At 64.3% G+C, this 21,870-nt stretch carries 19 protein-coding genes; 10 read left to right on the top strand and 9 right to left on the bottom strand.

Annotated elements, in window-relative coordinates; all coding sequences use genetic code 11:
* Window positions 1-133 precede the first annotated feature (133 nt).
* The 5 genes from BW975_RS09870 (at window position 134) to purF (ending at window position 5,017) form a co-directional block, all read left to right on the top strand.
* Window positions 134-898, top strand: a complete 765-nt coding sequence (locus BW975_RS09870; protein WP_076533048.1) for a DNA repair protein — start codon at window positions 134-136, stop codon at window positions 896-898.
* A gap of 68 nt (window positions 899-966) precedes the next feature.
* The gene (gene radA, locus BW975_RS09865) at window positions 967-2,334 is read left to right on the top strand and encodes a DNA repair protein RadA (RefSeq protein WP_076533047.1); all 1,368 of its coding nucleotides are present in this window, start codon (window positions 967-969) and stop codon (window positions 2,332-2,334) included.
* Window positions 2,335-2,357: 23 nt separating this feature from the next.
* Window positions 2,358-2,969: a CvpA family protein gene (locus BW975_RS09860; protein ID WP_076533046.1), complete on the top strand. Its 612-nt coding sequence runs from the start codon at window positions 2,358-2,360 to the stop codon at window positions 2,967-2,969.
* A 24-nt stretch (window positions 2,970-2,993) separates the two neighbouring features.
* The gene (locus BW975_RS09855; protein WP_076533045.1) at window positions 2,994-3,440 is read left to right on the top strand and encodes a DMT family transporter; all 447 of its coding nucleotides are present in this window, start codon (window positions 2,994-2,996) and stop codon (window positions 3,438-3,440) included.
* A 98-nt stretch (window positions 3,441-3,538) separates the two neighbouring features.
* Complete coding sequence (gene purF, locus BW975_RS09850; protein WP_076533044.1) at window positions 3,539-5,017, top strand: amidophosphoribosyltransferase; 1,479 nt, start codon at window positions 3,539-3,541, stop codon at window positions 5,015-5,017.
* Window positions 5,018-5,024: 7 nt separating this feature from the next.
* Here the strand turns inward: purF and BW975_RS09845 are convergent, their stop codons facing one another.
* The gene (locus tag BW975_RS09845; protein WP_139194197.1) at window positions 5,025-5,825 is read right to left on the bottom strand and encodes a methyltransferase domain-containing protein; all 801 of its coding nucleotides are present in this window, start codon (window positions 5,823-5,825) and stop codon (window positions 5,025-5,027) included.
* Between the two features lie 157 nt (window positions 5,826-5,982).
* Here BW975_RS09845 and BW975_RS09840 point away from each other — a divergent pair, with 157 nt between their 5' ends.
* Window positions 5,983-6,621, top strand: coding sequence for an SDR family NAD(P)-dependent oxidoreductase (locus BW975_RS09840; RefSeq protein ID WP_076533634.1), 639 nt, complete (start codon window positions 5,983-5,985; stop codon window positions 6,619-6,621).
* Between the two features lie 20 nt (window positions 6,622-6,641).
* On the opposite strand, the gene BW975_RS09835 is transcribed toward BW975_RS09840, so the two are convergent.
* A complete protein-coding gene (locus BW975_RS09835) occupies window positions 6,642-6,875 on the bottom strand; it encodes a hypothetical protein (protein ID WP_076533041.1) in 234 nt (77 codons plus the stop codon).
* A 155-nt stretch (window positions 6,876-7,030) separates the two neighbouring features.
* Here BW975_RS09835 and surE point away from each other — a divergent pair, with 155 nt between their 5' ends.
* The 3 genes from surE to BW975_RS09820 all read left to right on the top strand — a co-directional run bounded on the left by surE (window position 7,031) and on the right by BW975_RS09820 (window position 9,836).
* Entirely contained in the window at window positions 7,031-7,813 is a 783-nt protein-coding gene (surE, locus tag BW975_RS09830; protein WP_076533039.1) for a 5'/3'-nucleotidase SurE, read from the top strand.
* Entirely contained in the window at window positions 7,810-8,469 is a 660-nt protein-coding gene (locus tag BW975_RS09825; RefSeq protein ID WP_092746195.1) for a protein-L-isoaspartate(D-aspartate) O-methyltransferase, read from the top strand. The genes surE and BW975_RS09825 overlap by 4 nt, the downstream gene beginning before the upstream one ends.
* 134 nt (window positions 8,470-8,603) lie before the next feature.
* Window positions 8,604-9,836: a LysM peptidoglycan-binding domain-containing protein gene (locus BW975_RS09820; RefSeq protein ID WP_076533036.1), complete on the top strand. Its 1,233-nt coding sequence runs from the start codon at window positions 8,604-8,606 to the stop codon at window positions 9,834-9,836.
* A gap of 101 nt (window positions 9,837-9,937) precedes the next feature.
* Here BW975_RS09820 and BW975_RS09815 read toward each other — a convergent pair whose 3' ends face one another.
* Window positions 9,938-10,906, bottom strand: a complete 969-nt coding sequence (locus BW975_RS09815) for an NAD(P)-dependent oxidoreductase (protein WP_272482021.1) — start codon at window positions 10,904-10,906, stop codon at window positions 9,938-9,940.
* Window positions 10,907-10,941: 35 nt separating this feature from the next.
* Between BW975_RS09815 and BW975_RS09810 the strand changes: the two genes are divergently transcribed.
* Window positions 10,942-13,416, top strand: a complete 2,475-nt coding sequence (locus BW975_RS09810) for a penicillin acylase family protein (protein WP_076533033.1) — start codon at window positions 10,942-10,944, stop codon at window positions 13,414-13,416.
* A gap of 1 nt (window position 13,417) precedes the next feature.
* On the opposite strand, the gene hflX is transcribed toward BW975_RS09810, so the two are convergent.
* The 6 genes from hflX to BW975_RS09780 form a co-directional block, all read right to left on the bottom strand.
* Complete coding sequence (gene hflX / locus BW975_RS09805) at window positions 13,418-14,746, bottom strand: GTPase HflX (RefSeq protein WP_083687038.1); 1,329 nt, start codon at window positions 14,744-14,746, stop codon at window positions 13,418-13,420.
* 23 nt (window positions 14,747-14,769) lie between these two features.
* A complete protein-coding gene (gene hfq, locus BW975_RS09800; protein WP_076533031.1) occupies window positions 14,770-15,009 on the bottom strand; it encodes an RNA chaperone Hfq in 240 nt (79 codons plus the stop codon).
* Between the two features lie 180 nt (window positions 15,010-15,189).
* Window positions 15,190-16,734 (bottom strand): TrkH family potassium uptake protein, encoded by a 1,545-nt coding sequence (locus tag BW975_RS09795; RefSeq protein ID WP_076533030.1) that lies wholly within the window; start codon window positions 16,732-16,734, stop codon window positions 15,190-15,192.
* Window positions 16,735-16,737: 3 nt separating this feature from the next.
* On the bottom strand, window positions 16,738-18,114 hold the full coding sequence (gene trkA, locus BW975_RS09790; protein WP_076533028.1) for a Trk system potassium transporter TrkA: 1,377 nt from the start codon (window positions 18,112-18,114) through the stop codon (window positions 16,738-16,740).
* 90 nt (window positions 18,115-18,204) lie between these two features.
* Window positions 18,205-19,587: a nitrogen assimilation response regulator NtrX gene (gene ntrX / locus BW975_RS09785; protein ID WP_076533630.1), complete on the bottom strand. Its 1,383-nt coding sequence runs from the start codon at window positions 19,585-19,587 to the stop codon at window positions 18,205-18,207.
* Between the two features lie 5 nt (window positions 19,588-19,592).
* The gene (locus BW975_RS09780; protein WP_076533026.1) at window positions 19,593-21,839 is read right to left on the bottom strand and encodes a sensor histidine kinase NtrY-like; all 2,247 of its coding nucleotides are present in this window, start codon (window positions 21,837-21,839) and stop codon (window positions 19,593-19,595) included.
* Window positions 21,840-21,870 lie beyond the last annotated feature (31 nt).

Genomic DNA, 21,870 nt, shown 5'->3' with positions numbered 1-21,870 from the left:
CGGCAGGTCGGGGGTAAATAGGACACGCGGCGCACGCCCAATTCCGAAAATTTCATTATTTTCTTCGCGAATGCGCTGCGTCGGCATAATATCGCCTATTACGGGATGGGGCATCCTGTCTGGGGGGATACGCATGCCAAGTCATACCAAGGCCGCGTGGCGGCTGACGCAAACATTGATGCAGCGCCTGGCCTTCGCCTTGCTGGTCGCGGCGACCCTTTCGCTTCTGACAGTGACGGCACTCGCCACCTTTGGCGTCTTGCCCTGGCTGGAAATGACGGCGCGCATCGGCGACACCACCTATGACGCCGCCGGGCGCATGTTCCAGATCGGCGCGACCGCGCTTGCCGTGATGCTGTGCTTTTTCTTGCCCTCGAACGGGCGGATCATGGCGCTTGAGACCTCACATCGCCGTTTTGCCATCAACATGGAGGACGTGGCGCGCGCCTATGCCGCCGCCCACGCCGCGGATCGCGCTGGCGCCTTTTCGGTGCATTCCGAGTTCGATGCGGTGCGCGCGCGGCTGGCGCATCTGAACGATCATCCCGATCTGGGCACGCTCGAGCCTTCAATGCTGGAGGTGGCTGCGCAGATGTCCTATCTCAGCCGCGAACTGGCCGAGACCTATTCGGACGAGAAGGTCGAACGGGCCCGCGCCTTCCTGATCCAGCGCCAGCAGGAGATTGAGGCGTTCGAGACGCGGCTGGAGAAGGCCAAGCTGGTCTGCCAAGAGCTCAAACATTGGGCGATGCGTGTCGACATGGACGAAAGCGTCGCGCGCAGCCAGTTGCACCGCCTCAAGGATGATCTCAAGACGGTTCTGCCCGAGCTGGATCAGGCGGATCTGCCGCGCGGTCCTCGTCCCGTCGCCGGCCCCATAAAGACCGCTGCCGAATAGCCGCGCCCACGCGCCTTTAATGCCGTATGGCATTTGACTGACCTGCGCGCTTGGGGCATGAGCGGCCCATGGCAAAGAACCAACCCACCTTCACCTGCACGGCCTGCGGCGCGGTCCACACCAAATGGTCGGGCCGCTGCGATGCGTGCGGTGCGTGGAACACCATCCAAGAGGATGAGGGGCTCAGCGCCGGGCCCGCCGCCAATTCGCTGGGCGTCAGCCGCGGCAAGGGCATGACCCTGACGGACCTTTCGGCCAAGGAGGCGCCGCCGCCGCGTACCTCGTCTGGCATGGACGAGCTGGACCGCGTGCTGGGTGGCGGCCTTGTCCCCGCCTCTGCCATTCTGGTCGGCGGCGATCCGGGCATCGGCAAATCCACGCTTCTGTTGCAGGCTGCAGCCAGTTTCGCAGGGCAAGGCCTCAAGACAATCTATGTGTCGGGCGAGGAGGCCAGCGCGCAGGTGCGCATGCGCGCCGACCGGCTGGGCTTGTCCGGCGCCAATGTGCAGCTGGCCGCCGAGACGAACCTGCGCGACATCCTGACCACGATCGAGGCGGAAAAGCCCCAGCTGGTCATCATCGATTCCATCCAGACCATGTGGCTGGACACGATCGGTAGCGCACCGGGCAGCGTCAGCCAGGTGCGCGCCGCCGCGCATGAGCTGACCAGCTTCGCCAAGCGCAAGGGCGTCAGCGTGGTGCTGGTGGGCCATGTCACCAAGGACGGCCAGATCGCCGGCCCCCGCGTGGTCGAACACATGGTCGACACCGTGCTTTATTTCGAGGGCGAGCGCGGACACCAGTTCCGTATCCTGCGCGCGGTCAAGAACCGCTTTGGCCCTGCCGATGAGATTGGTGTTTTCGAGATGACGGGCGGCGGATTGGCTCAGGTATCCAACCCGTCTGCGCTCTTCTTGTCGGAACGCGGTACGCCCTCGCCCGGCTCGGTGGTGTTTTCGGGTATCGAGGGCACACGCCCCGTTCTGGTCGAGCTGCAAGCCCTTGTCGCGCCCTCACCCCACAGCCAGCCGCGCCGCGCGGTGGTCGGATGGGACGGCGCGCGCCTGTCGATGATTCTCGCTGTTCTGGAATCGCGCGTCGGTATCCCCTTTGCAGGGCTCGACGTCTATCTGAACGTCGCGGGCGGTATGAAGATCAGCGAGCCGGCGGCGGATCTGGCCGTCGCCGCCGCGCTCATGTCTGCGCGGGAAGACGCCGCCCTGCCCGCCGATACGGTCGTTTTCGGGGAAATAAGCCTCTCGGGGGCGCTGCGCCCGGTAGGCCAGACCGAAAACAGGTTGAAAGAGGCCGAGAAACTTGGTTTTACCGCGGCAATCCTTCCCGAGGGCGGCAAGTCCGGCGGAAAGAGTGGTCTGAGACTGACGCGCGCGGCGGACTTGACCGGTTTCGTAGGTGACATTTTCGGCGCTGGATAAACGCGCATCAGGATCGGGGCGACATGGACGGATTTACCATCATCGACGGCGTAGTGGCGCTGGTTATCGTTCTGTCGGCGCTTCTGGCCTACAGCCGCGGATTGGTGCGCGAGGCGCTGGCCATTGCGGGCTGGGTCGTGGCAGGCATCCTTGCCTTCATGTTCGCGCCGCAGGTCGAGCCTTTGGTCAAGGAAATCCCGATGGTCGGCGGCTTCATCGCCGACAGCTGCGAGCTGAGCATGATCGGTGCCTTCGCCGTCGTCTTTGCCGTGGCACTCATCGTCGCGTCTTTCATCACACCGCTTTTCTCGTCGCTGGTGCAGCGTTCGGCCCTCGGCGGACTGGACCAGGGACTTGGCTTTGTCTTTGGCGTGGCACGGGGCGTTCTACTCGTCGCCATCGCTTACTTCGTATATGACACCGTCGTGACGGGCCAGGACATCCAGATGATCGACGACAGCCGCTCGGCCCGCGTCTTTGGCCAGATGACCGGCAAGATCGAGGACGGCAACCCCGAGCAGGCATTGGGCTGGATCACCGCGCAGTACGAATCGCTGGTCGGTGCCTGCGACGCGCCGCCCGCCTCCACCGCACCGGCCGAGAGCACGATTGCCCCTGCCGAACCCGCGCAATAAGGCAATAGGGCACGGGAGCCCCTGATGGCAAACCAGATCCTGATCGCGACGGTATTGATGGCGGTGGCCGGCGCCATGATCGCAAGTCAGGCGCCGATCAACGCAGCCTTGGGGCGCAGCATCGGCAGTCCCGTCGGCGCGGCCACCGTGTCCTTCGCCATAGGATTCGCGGTTCTGCTGATTGCCACCATCCTTATCGGCGACGGCTCCAGCCTGCTGCGTGCGGTCAAGGCGCCACCATTTTTGCTGGTGGGCGGTGCCATGGGCGCGCTTTTCGTCTTTGCCGCGCTTTGGAGCGTGCCGATCCTCGGGGTCGTCACCACCGCATCGCTGATGATCTTCGGACAGATGGGCGCGGCGCTGCTGCTCGATCACTATGGCGCGTTCGGCGTAGCCCAGCACAGCATCAATGTTACCCGTGTTCTATCGACCGCCTTGGTGGCGGGCGGCGTGATCCTGTCGCGCTGGTAGATCACTTCAGCGAGATCATGCCGTGACACCGGCGCCATCAGTCCTTATGTGTGTCACATCTGTGAAAACCGGATTCGGAGCGCCCCTTGACCAAACTCATGCCTCCCGCCCATCCCTTTGATACATCCTATCTGCGAGACGCGGAGGACGGCGACAAGCTGAAGGAAGAATGCGGCGTCTTTGGTGTAATCGGCGTCCCCGAGGCGGCGAACTTCACCGCCCTTGGCCTTCATGCGCTGCAGCATCGCGGTCAGGAGGCCGGCGGTATCGTCAGCTACTGCGCCAATGAGGGCTTCAACAGCGCCCGCCGCTTTGGCTATGTGCGCGATAACTTCACCAAGCAGAGCCTGATGGAGACGCTGCCGGGCGAATTGGCCATCGGTCATGTGCGCTACTCGACCTCGGGCGGCAAGATGCCCGTCATCCGCGACGTACAGCCTTTCTTTGGCGAGTTTGCCATGGGCGGCGCGGCGATAGCGCATAACGGCAACATCACCAACGCGATGGCCCTGCGCAAGGAGTTGATCGAGCGCGGCAGCATCTTTCAATCCAACTCCGACAGCGAGTGCATCATCCACCTCATGGCCCGCAGCCTGCAGCGCACCATCCCCGAGCGGATGGAGGACGCGCTGCGCCGGGTCGAGGGTGCGTTTTCCATCGTTGCCATGACCCGGACCAAGCTGATTGGCGTGCGCGACCCTCTGGGCGTGCGGCCTCTGGTTCTGGGCCAGGTCGGCGATGGCTGGGTCCTCAGCAGTGAAACCTGCGCGCTCGACATTATCGGCGCCACGTATATCCGCGAGGTCGCGCCGGGCGAATTGGTGGTTATCACCAAATCTGGCGTCGAGAGCCATTTTCCCTTCCGCAAGCAAAAGCCCCGCTTCTGCATCTTCGAGCATGTCTATTTCAGCCGCCCCGACAGCATCATCGGCGATCGCAGCGTCTACGAGACGCGCCGCCAGATCGGAGTGGAGCTGGCCAAGGAAAGCCCTGTCGAGGCCGATCTTGTCTGCCCCGTGCCAGACAGCGGCGTGCCTGCGGCCATCGGTTTCAGCCAGCAATCCGGCATTCCCTACGCGATGGGCATCATCCGCAACCAGTATATGGGCCGCACCTTCATCGAGCCGACCGAGCAGATCCGCAACATGGGCGTGCGCCTCAAGCTGAACGTCAACCGCGCGCTGATCGCGGGCAAGCGTGTGATCCTCGTCGATGACAGCGTGGTACGCGGCACCACCAGCCGCAAGATCCGCGAGATGATCCTAGACGCGGGCGCCGCGGAGGTGCATTTCCGCATCGCGTCGCCGCCCACCGCATGGCCGTGCTTTTACGGCGTCGACACGCCCCAGCGCGACAAGCTGCTGGCCGCGACCATGGACGAGGAAGAAATGCGCCAGCATCTGGCCGTGGACAGCCTCAAGTTCATCTCGCTCGACGGCATGTATCGCGCCGTGGGCGAGGCGAATGGCCGTGACGCGAAAAGCCCGCAATATTGCGATGCGTGCTTCTCGGGCGAATACCCGGTGCGTCCTTCGGATCAGATCGAGCAGGGGTTCGAGTTGAAGGCGGCAGAATAGGCCGCCTTCAGGGCTTCAGCGCAATGGCGGTCGCAAAGACCTGATAGCCGTAGAGCGTGCCGTTATCCGCACGTCTTTCGAACTCGGCGACGAACGCATCCGCCAATGGCTGACCGATATCGCCGCGTTCCACCATCAATGACGTGACCCGGTCGACCCACGGCCGCATACCCTCTCGCGTCGATGAGACACGGGTCTCGTGGGTGAAGTCCTCAAGGATAAGGCCCGCATCGGCGATCAGCTGTCGCAGCTTGCCCACCAGATAAGCGTCCGTCACGAAATGCGACGTGAATTCCCGCGCGCAGATATCGAGCGGATCATTCGCAAAGCTCGAAAGCGTCGATTTCGAGAAATCCGCGTCGCAGATGACCAGTCGTCCTCCGGACCGCAGCACGCGGCAGGCCTCGCCGATAAGCGTGTCGGGTTTGTCGACATGTGACAGGACGGTATGCATGACGACGGCGTCCGCCGCGTCGTCCGGCAACGGAAGCGCGGCACCGTCGGCCACCTCGAAAGACAGGTTCTCGACGCCTTCGGCGCGTATCCGCGCCTCCTCGACGAAGCCCTTGGACGGCTCGAAGCCGATCACCGCGCCGGGCGCGGCGCGGTCCGCGATCCTGCGCGCGATCGCGCCTGCCCCCGAGCCGACTTCGACTGTCAGGCTGCCCTCTGAAAATGCCAGTTTGTCCAGATAACGTGCCACGATCGTCTCCATCGCGGGCTCGGACTGCCGCACCTCCATCGCGTTCGCGAAAACATGGATGAATTCGGGGCCGGCTGCATCGACATTCTGAAAGGGGTCCGTCACGAAATCCTCCAATACAGCCGGTGAAAGCTTAGCCGTGATCGCGCTTGAGGTCAATTTTGCCTCGGTGAGACGGGTCTTGCCGGCGGATCACCATGCCAGGATGATCCGCGGGCGGCTGCCTCTTGACGCCGCCGCGCGCCGGGTGCACACCCCCGCCATGACACAAATAGCCCTCATCACCGGCGCCTCGCGCGGCCTAGGCGCGGCCCTCGCTCTCGAATTGGCCGCATCGCATCACGTCGTTGCCGTCGCGCGCACCACGGGCGCGCTGGAGGAACTGGACGACCGCATTCAGGCGGCGGGCCATTCAGCCACACTGGCGCCCATGGACATCACCAACGGTGACGCGATGCGCCAGCTCTGCCGTAGCATCCACGACCGTTGGGGACGGGTTCATATCTGGGCGCATACCGCAGTGCATGCCGCGCCACTCAGCCCGGCGATGCATATGGATGTGCGCGATTGGGACAAGTCGGTCGCAACCAATGTGACCGCCACGGGCCACCTCATCCCCTTCATCGCGCCGCTTTTGGGGGCGGATGGACAGGCCATGTTCTTTGAGGATTTCAAGGCCGGTGAGAAATTTGCCGGTGCTTATGGCGCGACGAAGGCGGCACAAATCGCGCTCGCCCGCTCGTGGCAGGCCGAGACGGCCAAGCATGGCCCCAAGGTACACATCGTCAGCCCCGGCCCCATGGCCACGGCAACGCGCGCGCGCTTTTATCCCGGCGAAGACCGGGACGCATTGGCGAACGCGCAGGACGAGGCGCGGCGGCTTTTGGCATTGATGGGCTAAGCACTGCGGCCAAAGGCCATTTAGCCCCAGCGCACCAGCCCGATGATGGCGGATGTAGCGTAGAAGGCCTGAAGCAGCAGGAAGGTCCAGCGCGCGTCGATCACCGCCCAGCCCGCAAAAAGCGCCGAAGAGACCAGCAACAGGCTGAACCCCAGTATTTCATTGCCGGTATTGGACGCGATCAGCAAGGCATATGCCATGGCAAGGACCGAGCCGGAGATCTCGAAAGCGGTGGTCATTCTGCGGCTGCTCATCGCGGCAAACTCCCTGCAGTAAAGCCTTTGGATATGCCGCCAAGCTTCAAGGATCAAGGCCGATGCCTCACAAGGGCCGGCCCAACCGCTTGCCCGCCTGCGGCGCGCCCGATAGAGAGGATGTCAAGACGACGCGGCAAGAGGAATAGGCGAGAATGCGCATACTCATCACCAATGACGATGGAATCAACGCGCCCGGTCTTGCCGTTCTGACTGAAATGGCCGAGGCGTTGGCCGGACCGGATGGTGAGGTCTGGTGCGTCGCGCCCGCCTTCGAGCAATCGGGCGTCGGACACGCCATTTCCTACACCCGCCCCATGATGGTGAGCAAAATGGGCCCGCGCCGCTACGCGGTCGAGGGCAGTCCCGCCGATTGTGTCCTCGCGGGCCTCCACGATGTGATGAAGGAAGCGCGCCCCGATCTGGTTTTGTCGGGTGTCAATCGCGGCAACAACGCCGCCGAGAACGCGGTGTATTCCGGCACCTTGGGCGCCGCGATGGAGGCGGCCCTGCAAGGCATCCGCGCCATCGCGCTCAGCCAATTCTACGGGCCCGCCAACAAGGATCTCGATGACACGTTCGAGGCGTCGCGCCAGCACGGGCTAAGCACGCTGCAGCGCCTATTGGACAAGGGCGTCTGGACGGATGACGATTACGGCATTTTCTACAACGTTAATTTTCCGCCTGTGCCGGCCAGCGGCGTCAAGGGCTTGCGTGCCGCGCGCCAAGGCTTTCGCCGCGATATCGGCTTTGGCGTGCAGCCGCATGTGGCGCCATCGGGGCGCCGGTTTCTCTGGGTCACGGGCGCACCGCAGCAAGAGCCGACCTCGCCCGGATCGGACGCGGCCGTCAATCTGGATGGCTACATCTCGGTCACGCCGATGCGCGCGGATCTGACCGCGCACGACATCCTGGAGCCTTTGAAAGCTATCGAATGATGGACGCGGACGACGACCCAGCCGAACGCAAGATGCAGTTCCTCTTCGCGCTGCGCTCGAAGGGGATCACCGACAATCGCGTGCTCGATGCAATGGAACGGATCGATCGCGGCCCGTTTATCCGCGGCTATTTCGCCGACCGCGCCTATGAGGACATGCCCCTGCCCATAGCGTGCGGGCAGACGATCAGCCAGCCTTCCGTGGTCGGGCTGATGACCCAGGCGCTCAAGCTCACCGGGCGCGACAAGGTGCTGGAGGTGGGCACCGGCTCGGGCTATCAGGCCGCGATCCTCAGCCTTCTGGCCCGGCGCGTCTACACGGTGGACCGCCATCGCCGCCTGGTGCAGGAGGCGATGCAGATCTTCTCGGCGCTCGATCTGACCAATATCACGGCGCTCACCGCGGATGGCAGTTTCGGCCTGCCCGATCAGGCGCCTTTCGACCGTATTCTGGTGACGGCGGCGGCCGAGGATCCGCCGGGGCCACTTCTGGCGCAGCTCAAGGTGGGCGGCATCATGGTGGTGCCCGTGGGCCAATCCGACACGGTGCAGCGCCTGATCCGCGTGACCCGCCTGGAGCGCGGTTTCGACTATGACGAGCTGCGCCCCGTCCGCTTTGTTCCGCTGATCGAGGGGCTGGGGCGCGATACTGCCTGAAACGGTTGCCATCCCTCCCCTTTTCGGGGCATTTTAGCGCGCAAGGCACGGCGCGCGCGTCAGGCGCAGCGGCCGTAACAGAAACGACGCATGTCCCGGTACAAAACGGGGCCGAACGTGAGGACGAGACCGATATGAGCAGCCATTTGCGCCCCCATTTTCGTGCACATCGCGCCGCCGCCCGGCGCCCGCGCCTCGCCGTGCTTCTGGCAGGCTCCTGCGCGCTGGCGCTCTCGGCCTGCGGCGACACCATGGATCTCGATATGCGTGGCCCCATCGGTGGGCTCGACACCGCCGGCGCAGCACGCACCGCGACGGCGAACCGGCCGCAGCCCGACGCGCGCGGCATCATCTCGTATCCCGGCTACCAGGTCGCCGTGGCGCGCCGCGGCGACACGCTTTCCAGCCTCGCACAGCGCATCGGCACCGACGCCACCGCGCTGGCCAGCTATAATGGCATTCAGCCGGGCGATCCATTGCGCGCCGGCGAGGTGATCGCCCTACCCGGCCGCGTGGCCGAGCCGGCCGGCGGCCCCATCCGACCCGGCGATGGCGACATCACCCAGATCGCGGGCGCCGCGATCGAGAATGCCTCCTCCAGCCAGATCGAAACCAGCAGCCTGTCGCCCGCCGCCACCACCGCCCAAAGCGGGGTAGAACCGGTGCGCCACAAGGTTGCGCGCGGCGAGACGGCTTATACCATCGCACGGCTCTACAATGTCTCGATCCGCAGCCTGGCGGAATGGAACGGCCTTGGCTCCGACTTCGCGGTGCGCGAGGGCCAGTTCCTGATCATACCCGTTGCCCTTCCGGGCGAGCGGACCGCCACCTTCGACGCCAGCGATGTGCCGGTCACCACGCAGCCACCCGGCGCCGGGACCCCTACGCCAGAGCCTCCCAGCGCGGCGACGCCGTTGCCCGAGGAGGACACCGTGCCCGCCGCAACCGCTGCGGCAACGACGCCCAAGGAGGCGCCTGACCTTGGACAGCAACAGACGACTGCCTCGGCGCCCAAGGCGCGAATGAGCTATCCGGTGGTCGGCGACATCGTGCGCCCTTATTCCAAGGGCAAGAATGACGGCATTGATATCGCGGCCAGCCCCGGGACCGCCGTCAAGGCTGCCGATGGCGGCACGGTCGCCGCGATTACCAAAGACACCAAGGGCACGCCGATCATCGTCGTCAAACATGCGAATAATCTGCTGACCGTCTATTCCAATGTCGACAATGTCGCGGTCAAGACAGGCGACAGCGTCAGCCGCGGGCAGACGTTGGCCAAAATTCCGTCGACCGGGGCCGCCGCCGTCCATTTCGAAGTACGCAACGGGTTCGACAGTCTCGATCCGATCCCCTATCTGACCGAGTAAACCCAGCCCAAAGAGCAAAAAGGGCGCGCCGGCAATCGCCGCGCACCCTCTTTCTTTGTTCTAAAAATACTCAATTCCGCCGCTGAATACCGGCGCGCGCGTCAGCCCATCTGGCGCAGCCGCGCAATCAGGCTGGATGTGTCCCAGCGCCCGCCACCCATTTTCTGCACATCCTTGTAGAACTGATCTACCAGCGCCGTGACCGGCAGCGACGCGCCGTTCTCATCGGCGGTCTTGAGGCAGATTCCCAGATCCTTGCGCATCCAGTCCACCGCGAATCCGTGGTCGAAATGCCCGTCCAGCATCGTCTCCGAGCGGTTGGCCATCTGCCAGCTGCCTGCAGCACCCTGGCTGATCACCTCGACTACCGATGCGCCGTCGAGCCCCGCCTTCTCGGCGAAATGCAGTGCCTCGCTCAAGCCCTGCACCAGTCCGGCAATGGCGATCTGATTGCACATCTTGGTCATCTGGCCCGCACCCGAGGCGCCGATCCGGCGGCAGAGCTTGGCATAGATCTGCATGATCGGCTCGGCCGCATCATAGGCCGGCTGATCGCCGCCGCACATGATCGAAAGTTGGCCGTTTTCCGCGCCCGCCTGCCCGCCCGAGACAGGCGCATCGACAAAGGCAATCCCGGCCTCGTTGGCGGCGGCGTATAGCTCGGCCGTCACGGCGGCGGAAACGGTGGTATGATCGACGAATGTTGCGCCCTTGGCCATCCCCGCAAAGGCGCCGTCCGGCCCCAGGCACACCTCTCGCAGATCGTCGTCGTTGCCGACGCAGGCCATGACAAAATCGGCGCCTTCGGCCGCCTCGCGCGGCGCTGTCGCAAACGCCCCGTCATGCTGGGCAACCCAAGCCTCGGCCTTGGAGGTGGTGCGATTATAGACGCAAACCTCGTGATCGGCCGCGGCCAGATGGCCCGCCATCGGATAGCCCATCACCCCGAGGCCCAGAAATGCCAGCTTTGCCATTCGTCTCTCCTTACGTTCACATTGCCTTGCGCGGCCATTGTCTTGTGCGTCCTTTCTGACTATCCCCTCGGCCTTGAGGCGGCAAGTGCGCGGCACATCCGCCGCGGGGCAAAAAGGCACGGCAGCATAGCATGGCACTGATGTTCAAATGGCTGTTGCGGATCGCGGGTACACTGGTGGTACTGGCCGTGCTGGCCGCGCTTGGTCTTTACTTCCTGCTGTCGCGCTCCCTGCCCGATTACGATCAGACACTGACCGTGCCCAGTCTCTCGGCCCCGGTCGAGATCGTGCGCGACAATGCCAATGTGCCCCATATCTTCGGCCAATCCGAAGAGGATGTGTTTCAGGCGCTGGGATATGCCCATGCACAGGACCGGCTCTGGCAGATGACCATCCTGCGGCGCAGCGCGCAGGGGCGCCTGTCCGAGGTTTTCGGGCAGCGCAGCCTGGCCATCGACCAGCTGCTCCGCCGCTTTGACATCTACGGCGCCGCGCGTCGCTCGCTCCAGTGGCAGGATCCCGCCACGCGCGCCGCGCTCAATGCCTATGCGCGCGGCGTCAACGCGCGGCTCAGTGAAATCAACGACAGCGCCCTCGGCCGTGGCGCGCCCGAGATGTTTCTTTTCAACGCGCCCATCGCGCCTTGGGTGCCTGCCGATTCCATCGCCATCATAAAGCTGATGGCGGTCCAGCTGTCGCCGCATCTGCAAAACGAGGTTTTGCGCGCGCGCACCTCGCTGGCCCTGGACGATCCCGAGCGGCTCAAGGACATCATGCCCGACGCGCCCGGCAGCGGGATTGCCGCACTGCCGAAATACGCCTCGTATTTCGAGCCCGGCGATTTACCGCGCTTTGCCGAGGTGCCCCGCCTGCCCCGTGATCCGCTGTCGCCCATCGCGCCGGCCAACCTTTCAGGTGCGTCCAATGCCTTCGCCGCCGCACCTGCGCGCTCGGCCTCGGGCGGCACGCTTCTGGCGAACGATCCGCATCTTGGTCTGACCGCGCCCTCGATCTGGTATCTGGCCCGGCTCGAGCTGGCCTCGGGCGGTGTGATCGGCGCCACGATCCCGGGTGTGCCGCTGGTCCTCTCGGGGCGCAGCGACCGGCTGGGATGGGGCATTACCTCGGCCTATCTGGACGATCTCGACGTGCATATCGAGAGGATCAATCCCGACAATCCAAACCAATACAAAACACCGGACGGCTGGGCCGAATTCGAGACGCGTCGCAGCATCATCACCATCGCGGGCGAGACGCCTGTGACGCTGACCCTGCGGCGCACCGAGAACGGCCCGGTGCTGCCCGGCTCGCAATACGGGCTTGGCACCATCACGCCGCCGGGCCATGTCGCCAGCGTCGCCTGGACCGCGCTCAGTCCGCGCGACACCACGATGAGCGCCGGGATCGCCCTGATGCGCGCCAGCAGCATCGAAGAGGCGCTGGCCGCGGGCGAGAATTTCGTGGCACCCGCGCAGATCCTGACCGTTGTGGACGAGGGGCGCATCGCGATGAAGCTGGTCGGCGCCATGCCCCGGCGCAGTGCGGCGCACGACACCGAAGGGCGCCTGCCCAGCCGCGGCTGGTTGCCGCAGAACCGCTGGCAAGGGCGCTATCCCTATTCGGCCAATCCCGAATTCGTCGACCCGCCGGGCGGCATCCTGGGCAATACGAACAACAAGATCGTCGACCGCCCCTTTCCCAGCCATGTCAGCCACCTCTGGGGCGACACGCAGCGCATCCACCGCTGGCAGCGCCTGATGCAGGGCCGCGAGGTGCACACGCGCGACAGTTTTGTCGAAGCGCAGCTGGACACGGTCAGCTTCACCGCCCGCTCACTCTTGCCTCTGATCGGGGCCGATCTGTGGTTCACAGGCGAAAGTGCGCCTGAAGGCACGCCACAGCGCCTGCGCCAGCGCGCGCTTGAATTGCTGGCCGAGTGGAATGGTGAGATGAACGAGCACCGCCCCGAACCGCTGATCTATGCCGCATGGCTGCGCGCACTGGGTCAGCGTCTGATCCAGGACGAATTGGGGCCGCTTGCGGACGAGTTCACCCATACCGATCCCGTCTTTGTCGAGCGTGTCTTTCGAGATGTCGACGGCGCATCAGCCTGGTGCGACGTCAAGCAATCCAGCCCGGTCGAGACCTGCACCGACATATCACGCCTCGCGCTGGATGATGCGCTGGTCTGGATAACGGATCGCTACGGCACTGCTCTGGAATCGCTGCGCTGGGGCGACGCGCATCAGGCGGCGCAGGACCATCCTGTTCTGGGCACGGTACCCGGCCTGCGCTATTTCGTGAACATCCGCCAATCCACCGGCGGCGGCGATCACACGCTCCAGCGCGGGCGCACATCGGGCACCGGAGACGCGCCCTTCACCAATGTTCATGCAGCGGGCTATCGCGGGGTCTATGATTTTGCGGATCCCGGCAGCAGCGTCTTTATCGTGTCCACGGGGCAATCGGGCCATTTCCTCAGCCGCCATTATGACGATCTGGCGCAGCTCTGGCGGCGCGGCGAATACATCCCGATGTCGCTGGATCCGGAGCTGGCCCGCGCCGGGGCAGTGGGAATCACGGTACTGACGCCCCAGGGCGAATAACCTATTTCAACGCGTCGAATTCAGCGCGCTGACGCGGCGTCCAACGGAGGGTCAGCTGATAGCCCTCCTCGCCTTGCGCCTCGTCCTCGATCACGCCCTGCTCGTGCAACCAAGCGCGCTTGCGGCCCTCGGCATAGCTCAGCTCGATCTGTTCGACGCGCGCATCGCCCATGACCATCACGCTGATCCGGCTGATAAGCGCCTCCATCCCCTCGCCGGTGATGGCGCTGAGCGCTTGAACCCCCTCGGTTCGCTCGGCGATGTTGATCAGCGCGGCGCGCTCGTCGGCGGGCATCAAATCGATCTTGTTCCAGATCTCGATACGCGGCACGTCCGCACTGACCTTGAGGCTTTCGAGGATGGCTTCGACATCGCTCTTCTGCGCCTCGGTCTCGGGGTGCGAGATGTCGCGCACATGGCAGATGATATCGGCGCTCAGCACCTCCTCCAGCGTGGCGCGGAAGGCGGCGACCAGTTCGGTCGGCAGATCGCTGATGAAACCCACCGTGTCGCTGAGAATGACCTCCGGCCCGCCGCCGGGCAGCGCGATGCGCCGCATCGTCGGATCGAGCGTGGCGAACAGCATGTCCTTGGCCATCACCTCGGCGCCCGTCAGATGGTTGAACAGCGTCGATTTCCCGGCATTGGTGTAGCCGACCAGCGCGATGATCGGAAACGGCACCTTGGCCCGCGCCGCACGGTGCAGCGTGCGCGTCTTGGCAACCTTGTCCAGTTGGCGGCGCAGGCGCACCAGTTGCATGTCGATCGCGCGGCGGTCCGCCTCGATCTGCGTCTCGCCGGGGCCGCCGACAAAGCCAAGGCCGCCGCGCTGGCGCTCGAGGTGAGTCCAGGCGCGGACAAGGCGCGTGCGCTGATAGCTGAGTGCGGCCATTTCCACCTGAAGCACGCCCTCGCGGGTTGCGGCGCGGTCGCTGAAGATCTCGAGAATGAGGCCGGTACGATCAAGGATCTTGACGCCCCACTCTTTTTCAAGATTGCGCTGCTGAACCGGCGTGACCGGCCCGTCGATCAGCACCAGCTCAATCTCATGCGCGGCGAAATGCGCTTTCAGCTCCGCGATCTTGCCCTTGCCGAAAAGCTTGCCGGGATGGACCTTGGGCAGACGCACGACGGTGCCGCCCAGCACCTCTAGCCCCGGAAGCGCGTGACCGAGTGCCTCGGCTTCTTCCAGCGCCAATTCAGGCTTGCGGGCATTGCCGCCGGATTTCCAGATATCGGGATGCACCACCCATGCGCGGGTGTCGCGGGTACGCGTGTCATAGCTGCCATCCGCGTCGGGACGCAGCTCGAACTCGTCGTCGTCAATCATGTAATGGCTTTCTTGTGCGCCGGTCAGGCCGCATCATCACCGTCATAAAGGCTGATGGGCTGCGACGGCATGATGGTCGAAACCGCATGTTTGTAGACCAGCTGGGATTGACCGTCGCGGCGCAGAAGAATGCAGAAATTGTCGAACCAGGTGATGACACCCTGCAATTTCACGCCGTTGATAAGGAACACCGTCACCGGAGTCTTGGTCTTGCGCACCTGATTGAGAAAAGCGTCCTGCAGGTTCTGACGGTCAGTTGCCATATTGGTCCCCAAAATCCATTATTCTTGTAATATGCCGCGGACCGGCATTTCGGGTTTCTGAATGTGATAGTCCCCAATATGGAGCGGCATACGCAGAGTTTCCAGCCCTAAAATCAAATGACTGCCGGGGTTTGGCCAAATGGCGGAAACTTGCGAGTGGCGGCTGGCGGCGCCGTGCGATCAGTCGCGCCAGAGGCTGGGGCTGATGAGCGCGATGATTGCCAGAGTCTCGAGCCGCCCCAGCACCATCGCGGCGCAGACGACCAGCTTGGCCCCCGGCGCCATGAGGTTGAGCGCGATGGGCACCTCACCCGCGATCTGGGTCAGCGGCCCCGTGGTCGAAAGCGCCGCGATGGCGAGAATGATCGCCTGCTCGAATTCCAGCCCCAGCGCGGCCAGAACGACCGTCACCAACGCCAGCGTCATGGCGAAAAGCATGAAGAAGATCCAGGCGACGAACGCACCCTGCCGCCGCATCCGGCGGCTGCGCGCGCCTGCCCGCCCGACCGAGTTGGGATGGACCAGACGCTCCATCTCGCGCTGGCCATTGAGGTACAGGGCATAGACCCGCAAAAGCTTGACCCCGCCCGCCGTGGTGGCGACACCGCCGCCGATCAGGGCGGCGCCCATCAGGATCAGCCCTGGCGTGCCAAGACCCGACCAGTCGCGCGCGATGTCCCAATGCGCACTTTCAAAGCCGGTCGTGGTGACAAAGGACGCAACGCTGAACATGCCGCCCCAAAGCGCACTCAGCGCCTGGGGAATATCCTCAACCTGATCCGCACTGGCCGCGCCGATCCAGTGCCGCGAGAAGAGAAGCAGGGGCACACCCAGCACGATCAGCATGCCGAGGCGAAACTCGGGATCGTTATGCAGGCCTGGACGGGCCGAGGTAACGGTGTCGGCGGAGAAGGTCAGGCGCGACAGGGCGAACATCATGAAGAAAAAGATCACAACCTCGCCGCCGATGCCCGAGCCCGCGCGCTCGACCCCGCCAATTGGGGAAATGCCGCTGGTCGCCATTGTGGACATGGCATGGATCAGTGCCACAAGCGGGCGGTCGCCGCCGATGGCCAGAAACAGCCACAGCGCGCCGGTCAGCCCGATATAAATGGGCGCCAGCGCCGAGGTCACCTGCCAGACCCGCCGGCCCGAGCCCGCGCGCTGGAAGCGCCCCTGCTGATCGTCGCCCTGCCCCGGCTCGGCCGTGGCCGTCACCTCGAACCCCCCGAGGTTAAGCGGCGCGAGGATGGCGGAGGCCGCGATCCACATCAAAAGGCCGCCCATCCAACCCACCATGCCGCGCCACAGATGCAGGCTGCCGGTCAGGCGCCCCGGCTTGTCGAACAGCGTGGCCCCGGTGGTGGTGATGGACGACACCATCTCGAAATAGGCGTTAAGAAACGTGGTCGTGCGCAATCCCTCGTAGAACGGGATGGCAAGGAAGACAGGCAGCGCGATGAAGGCCAGGCTGAGCGACATCAGGTTGTCCAGATCACTGGCCTCACGCCGCGCATTGCCACCCATCGCCAACGCGATCAGTCCGATCACCACGAGTCCCAGCGCGCCCGAGTAGCCGAAACTGCGTGACACGGTATGATTGCCCTGTGCCAGCGCATGCAATGCAGGCACGAACATCGCGGCAGAGGCAATGGCGCCAAGAATTAGGATCAGCGGCATCCGGGCCAGCGGCGATTGCCGCAAGAGACGGGGGCGACGGCTCATCCGTTAGAAGAAGTCGATCGAGACCTGAAGCAACTGCTCCACCCGCTCGACATCCGCGGCCATGGCGAAAATCACGATCACATCGCCCTCGTCGATGCGCAGCGCGCCGGTCGGTTTCAGGATCTTGCCCCCCTTCTGCACGGCGCCCACCAGAACCCCTTCGGGAAAATCGATGTCGCGGATCATGCTGCCCGCTATGGATGAGGTGGACATCACCTGTGCCTCGATCACCTCGGCCTCGGCGTCGCCGATGGAATAGACGCCGCGCACGCGCCCGTGCCGGATATGGCGCAGGATGCTGCTGACCGTGGTGGCGCGCGGGTTGATATAGGCGTCGACGCCGATCGGCTCTAGCAGCGGGATGAGCGTGGGATCGTTGATCAGCGCAATGGCAAAGGGACAGCCCTCGGACTTGGCGCGCACGGCCGCGAGAAGGTTCGTCTTGTCGTCGTCGGTTACGCAAAGGACCGCGTCGGCCTTGCCGATGCCTGCCTCGGTCAGGATGGTCCGGTCCAGTGCGTCGCCATTCAGAACGATGGTCCGCTCCAGCGCGTCGGCGGCCCGCTCGGCGATGCGGCGATCGCGCTCGATCACCTTGGCGCGAATGCCGCGCCCTTTCGCCTCGAGCGCCGTGGCCACGGCAAGGCCGACATTACCGCCGCCCAACACCACAACACGTTCCTGCTTGTGGGCCTTCTTGCCGAAGACTTCGAGCGTGCGCGGGATATCCTCGTTCGGGGCAAAGACATAGCATTCATCCCCGACAAAGAGCTGATCGCCCGCCTCCGGCGCAAAGAGCCGCCCATCGCGGCGCACCGCCAGAACGACGACCCGCAGGGTCGAGAACAGATCGGAAAGCTGGCGCAGCGGCGTGTTGACGACCGGACAATCATCGTCGAGGCGCAGGCCCATCAGCTGCGCGTGCCCGCCCATGAATTTCTCGGTATCAAAGGCGGCAGGTGCGGCAAGGCGTTGCAGCGCGGCCTCGGCCACCTCCCGTTCGGGGCTGATGACGACGTCGATGGGCATGTGGTCGCGCCGGTAGAGGTCGGAATAGATCGCATCCAGATAGGATTGGCTGCGCAGTCGCGCGATCTTGCGGCTGATGGCGAAGACCGAATGGGCGACCTGGCAGGTCACCATGTTGACCTCATCCGAATGCGTCGCCGCAATGATCATATCCGCATCGCGCGCGCCCGCCCGCTCGAGAATGTCCGGATAGCTCGCAAAGCCGCACAGGCCCTGCACGTCCAGCGTATCGGTGGCGCGGCGCACCAGATCGGGGTTGTTGTCCACAACCGTCACATCGTTATTCTCGCCCGAGAGGTGCCGCGCGATCTGCCAGCCGACCTGCCCCGCGCCGCAAATAATGACCTTCATGCCCTGCCTTTCAAATCCGCAAAGCAGGGTGTGCCTGACATTCTCGGGGGGGTCAAATGTTCTGGTGTCGCGCCACTGCGGTCCTGGCGCCTAGCCCGTGCGTGCGCCCGCCTTGGATGAGGTCACGACTCCCAATGATTTCAGCTTGCGGTGCAATGCGCTCCGCTCCATCCCGACGAATTCCGCGGTGCGGCTGATATTGCCGCCATAGCGGTTGATTTGCGTCAGCAGGTATTCTCGCTCGAACGCCTCGCGTGCCTCGCGCAGCGGCATTGTCGAAAGAGAGCCGGAAAGGACAACGCGGCCATCCGAGGGCGCGCTATCGGTTTCGCCCGGCAATTCGCGCGCCTCGATCTCGCCCGCGCCATCGCCGAGGATCAGCACCCGCTCGACCACGTTGCGCAGCTGGCGCACGTTTCCGGGCCAAGACATCGTCTGAAGCTGCGCGCGCGCCTCGGCGCCCAGCTTGCGCAAAGGCAAACCTTGGGTCTTGTTCAGCATTTCGATAAAATACTCCGCCAGAAGCGGGATGTCGTCGCGCCGCTCTTCCAGCGAAGGGACCGCAATGGGCACGACGTTCAGCCGGTGATAGAGCTCGCGGCGGAAGCGGCCCTCGGCGATCTCCTGTTCCAGATCGCGGGAAGTGGAGGAGATGACCCGCAGATCAACCTGCACCTTATCGGACCCGCCCACGCGCAGAAATTGCTGATCCACCAGCACACGCAGGATCTTGGACTGCGTGCCGGATGGCATATCCGCGACCTCGTCGAAATAGATCACGCCGCCATTGGCCTCTTCCAGAAGGCCCGGCTCGATGCCCTTCTCCTCGCTCTCGCGGCCGAAAAGCACCTCCTCCATGCGCTCGGCCTCGATCGAGGCGCAGGGCGCGGTGACGAAGGGCGCACCCGAGCGGCCCGAATTGACGTGGATATATCGCGCCGCCAGTTCCTTGCCCGCGCCCGCCGGGCCCGAGAGCATGACGCGCCCGTTCGAGCGTGTGACCTTGTCCAACTGGCCCAGAAGCGCGCGAAAAACGGCGCTGTCGCCCAGCATGTCGGCGGGCGTCGTCTCGCGGCGTTTAAGGGTGGAATTTTCGCGGCGCAGGCGGCTGGTTTCCATGCCGCGGCGGATCACGACCATCAGCTGGTCGATGTTGAAGGGCTTCTCGATGAAATCATAAGCCCCCTGCTTGATCGCGGCGACGGCGATCTCGATATTGCCATGCCCCGAGATAATGACAACCGGCACCTCGGGGTAGTCGCGCTTGACCGCCTTGAGGATGTCGATGCCATCCATGTTGCTGTCCTTCAGCCAGATATCCAGCACCAGAAGGCCCGGCTGCTCGGCGGCGATTGCCGCCATCGCATCGTCGGAATTGCCGGCAAGGCGCGTGGTATAGCCTTCGTCCTGCAGAATGTCGGAAATCAGTTCGCGGATGTCCCGCTCGTCGTCCACGATCAGAATGTCGCTCATGCGTGTCATGCTCCCACCGCCTTGTCGGCGCTTTCCTGTTCTGAAATCATTTCGGTCAAATCCAGCCGGATCACGGCCATGGCGCCCTGATGCGCGCCCTCCTCAAAGGGGGCGGCGTCCATCAGGCTGAGGGTGCCGCCATGCTCTTCGATGATCTTCTTGACGATGGGCAGGCCCAGTCCGGTGCCTTTGTCGCGCGTCGTCACATAAGGCTCGAAAAGGCGCGAGCGGTCTTCCGGCAGGCCGGTGCCATTGTCCGATATGCTCAGCTCGGCACGGCCCTCTGCGTGGGTGCTACGCACGCGGATCACGGGTTGATAGCCCTCAGGCGCCAGGCCCTTTTCGATGAAGGTTTCCGTTGCTTCTCCGGCGTTCTTGATGAGGTTCGTCAGCGCCTGGGAGATCATCCCCGCGTCGATATCGGCCCAAAGGGGCACGTCCGCCAGATCGGTCTCGATGCGCACATCCGGCTGGCCCGCCTCTTGCAGCAGAACCGCCTCGCGTAGAAGGCGCGTCAAGCTTTCGGGCTTGCGCTGAGGTTCGGGCATGCGGGCGAATTTGCTGAACTCGTCCACGATCCGGCGCAGATCATCTGTCTGGCGCACGATCACGCCGGTCAGCTGGGTCAGGCTCTCGGCATCCTCGTCGCTCAGCAGCTTGGAGAATTTGCGCTGTGTGCGCTCGGCCGACAGCTTGATGGGCGTCAGCGGGTTCTTGATCTCATGCGCGATGCGCCGCGCGACGTCGCCCCAGGCGGCCATGCGCTGCGCGCTGACCAGATCGGTCACGTCGTCAAAGGCAACCACATAACCCTCGCGCTTGCCCGCCTCGGTGCGGCGGGTGGACATGCGGACAAGCAGGCTCTCCTGTTCGCCGCCGCGCGTGACGCGAATCTCATCCTGAACGAAGCCGCCCGCGCTTTTGCGCAGGCGTTTGAAAAGTTCGGCGAATTCCGGGACCGCGACTGACAAATCGACAGATTGACGGTCCTCCTGCCAGTCGAGCAGCTTTTCGGCGGCACGGTTGACGAAGGTGATGCGCCCCTTGGCATCCAGGCCGACAACGCCCGACGACACGGACCCCAGCACCGAGTCGAAGAGGCGCCTGCGCCGCTCGATCTGCTCGGTATTGGACAAAAGCGCCGCCCGCTGGCCTTTCAGCTGCCGCGTCATCTGGTTGAAGAAGGTCGATAGCTGCGCGATCTCGTCATCGCCCTCCTCCTCGCGGACCTGCACATCCAGATCGCCGGCCCCGATGCGCTGCGCCGCGCTGGTCAGGCGGCCCACGGGACGCGCCAGACGCTCGGCGAACCACAGGCCCAGCCAGACGGCGGCGAGGATCAAAATAACGGCGAAGCCCAGATAGAGCAGGCCGAACTCGAAGAGCACCCTGCCCCGCTCGCTCTCGCGCTGCTGATAGAAATTCGCGGTTTCCTTGGTCTCGTCCAGCAGGTTCAGGATGTCGCCGTCAACATTCCGGCTGACATAGAGATAGCGGTCCGCAAAGCCTTCGAGTGGAATGAGCGCGCGGAACTCGTTGTTGTCCCAATCCTGTATGATCAACAGACCCTCTTCACGGGCCTCCGCCAGCGTTTCGGCGCTCGGCTCTTCGTAGTCGAAAAGATACGAGCTTTCGCCGCGGGCGCGGATCTCGCCGGTGCCGTCGATGACGAATGCCTCGCGGAGGCCGCGCTGAATCTCGCGCTGGCCTTCCGACAGGATCTGGCGGATGTCGCCGTCATCGAGAAAAACGCTGCGCTGTTTCACATCCTCTAGAAACCGCGCGACAGCCTGCGCGTCGATGATCAGATCACGGCGGTGCTCGTCCTCATAGGCTTCGGCGGCGGCGACCGAATTGCTGACCACCCGCCCGACCCGGTCGGAAAACCAAGCCTCGAGGCCCATGTTCACCGACAGCGTGGCAAAGACGGCGACCGTGATGGTGGGCAAAAGGGCCATGATGGCGAACACGCCGGTCAGGCGCAGGTGCAGGCGCGATCCAGCACTTTGCGAACGCCGGGCAGAGACCATCTTGACCACGCGCTGCATGACCAACGCAGCGATTGCGATGACGTAGATCAGATCGGCCAGAAGAACGATGCGCAGCACATCGGATTGGGCATCCTGATCGAGCGGGCCCATGACGAGATAGGTGACAAGCGCGAGGACAGGGCCCAGAACGACCAGTCCGAACGTGGCAGCGGTCTGAAAACGCTTGGCGCGGCGCAGACGCGAGATCCGCTCCCAGCCCATCTTGCGTGTCCTTGCGGCCACTCGCACCCCC

It is taken from the genome of Roseovarius nanhaiticus, from assembly GCF_900156535.1.
GTDB classification, from domain to species: Bacteria; Pseudomonadota; Alphaproteobacteria; order Rhodobacterales; family Rhodobacteraceae; genus Roseovarius; species Roseovarius nanhaiticus.
This window is presented reverse-complemented; position numbering and strand designations above follow the sequence as displayed.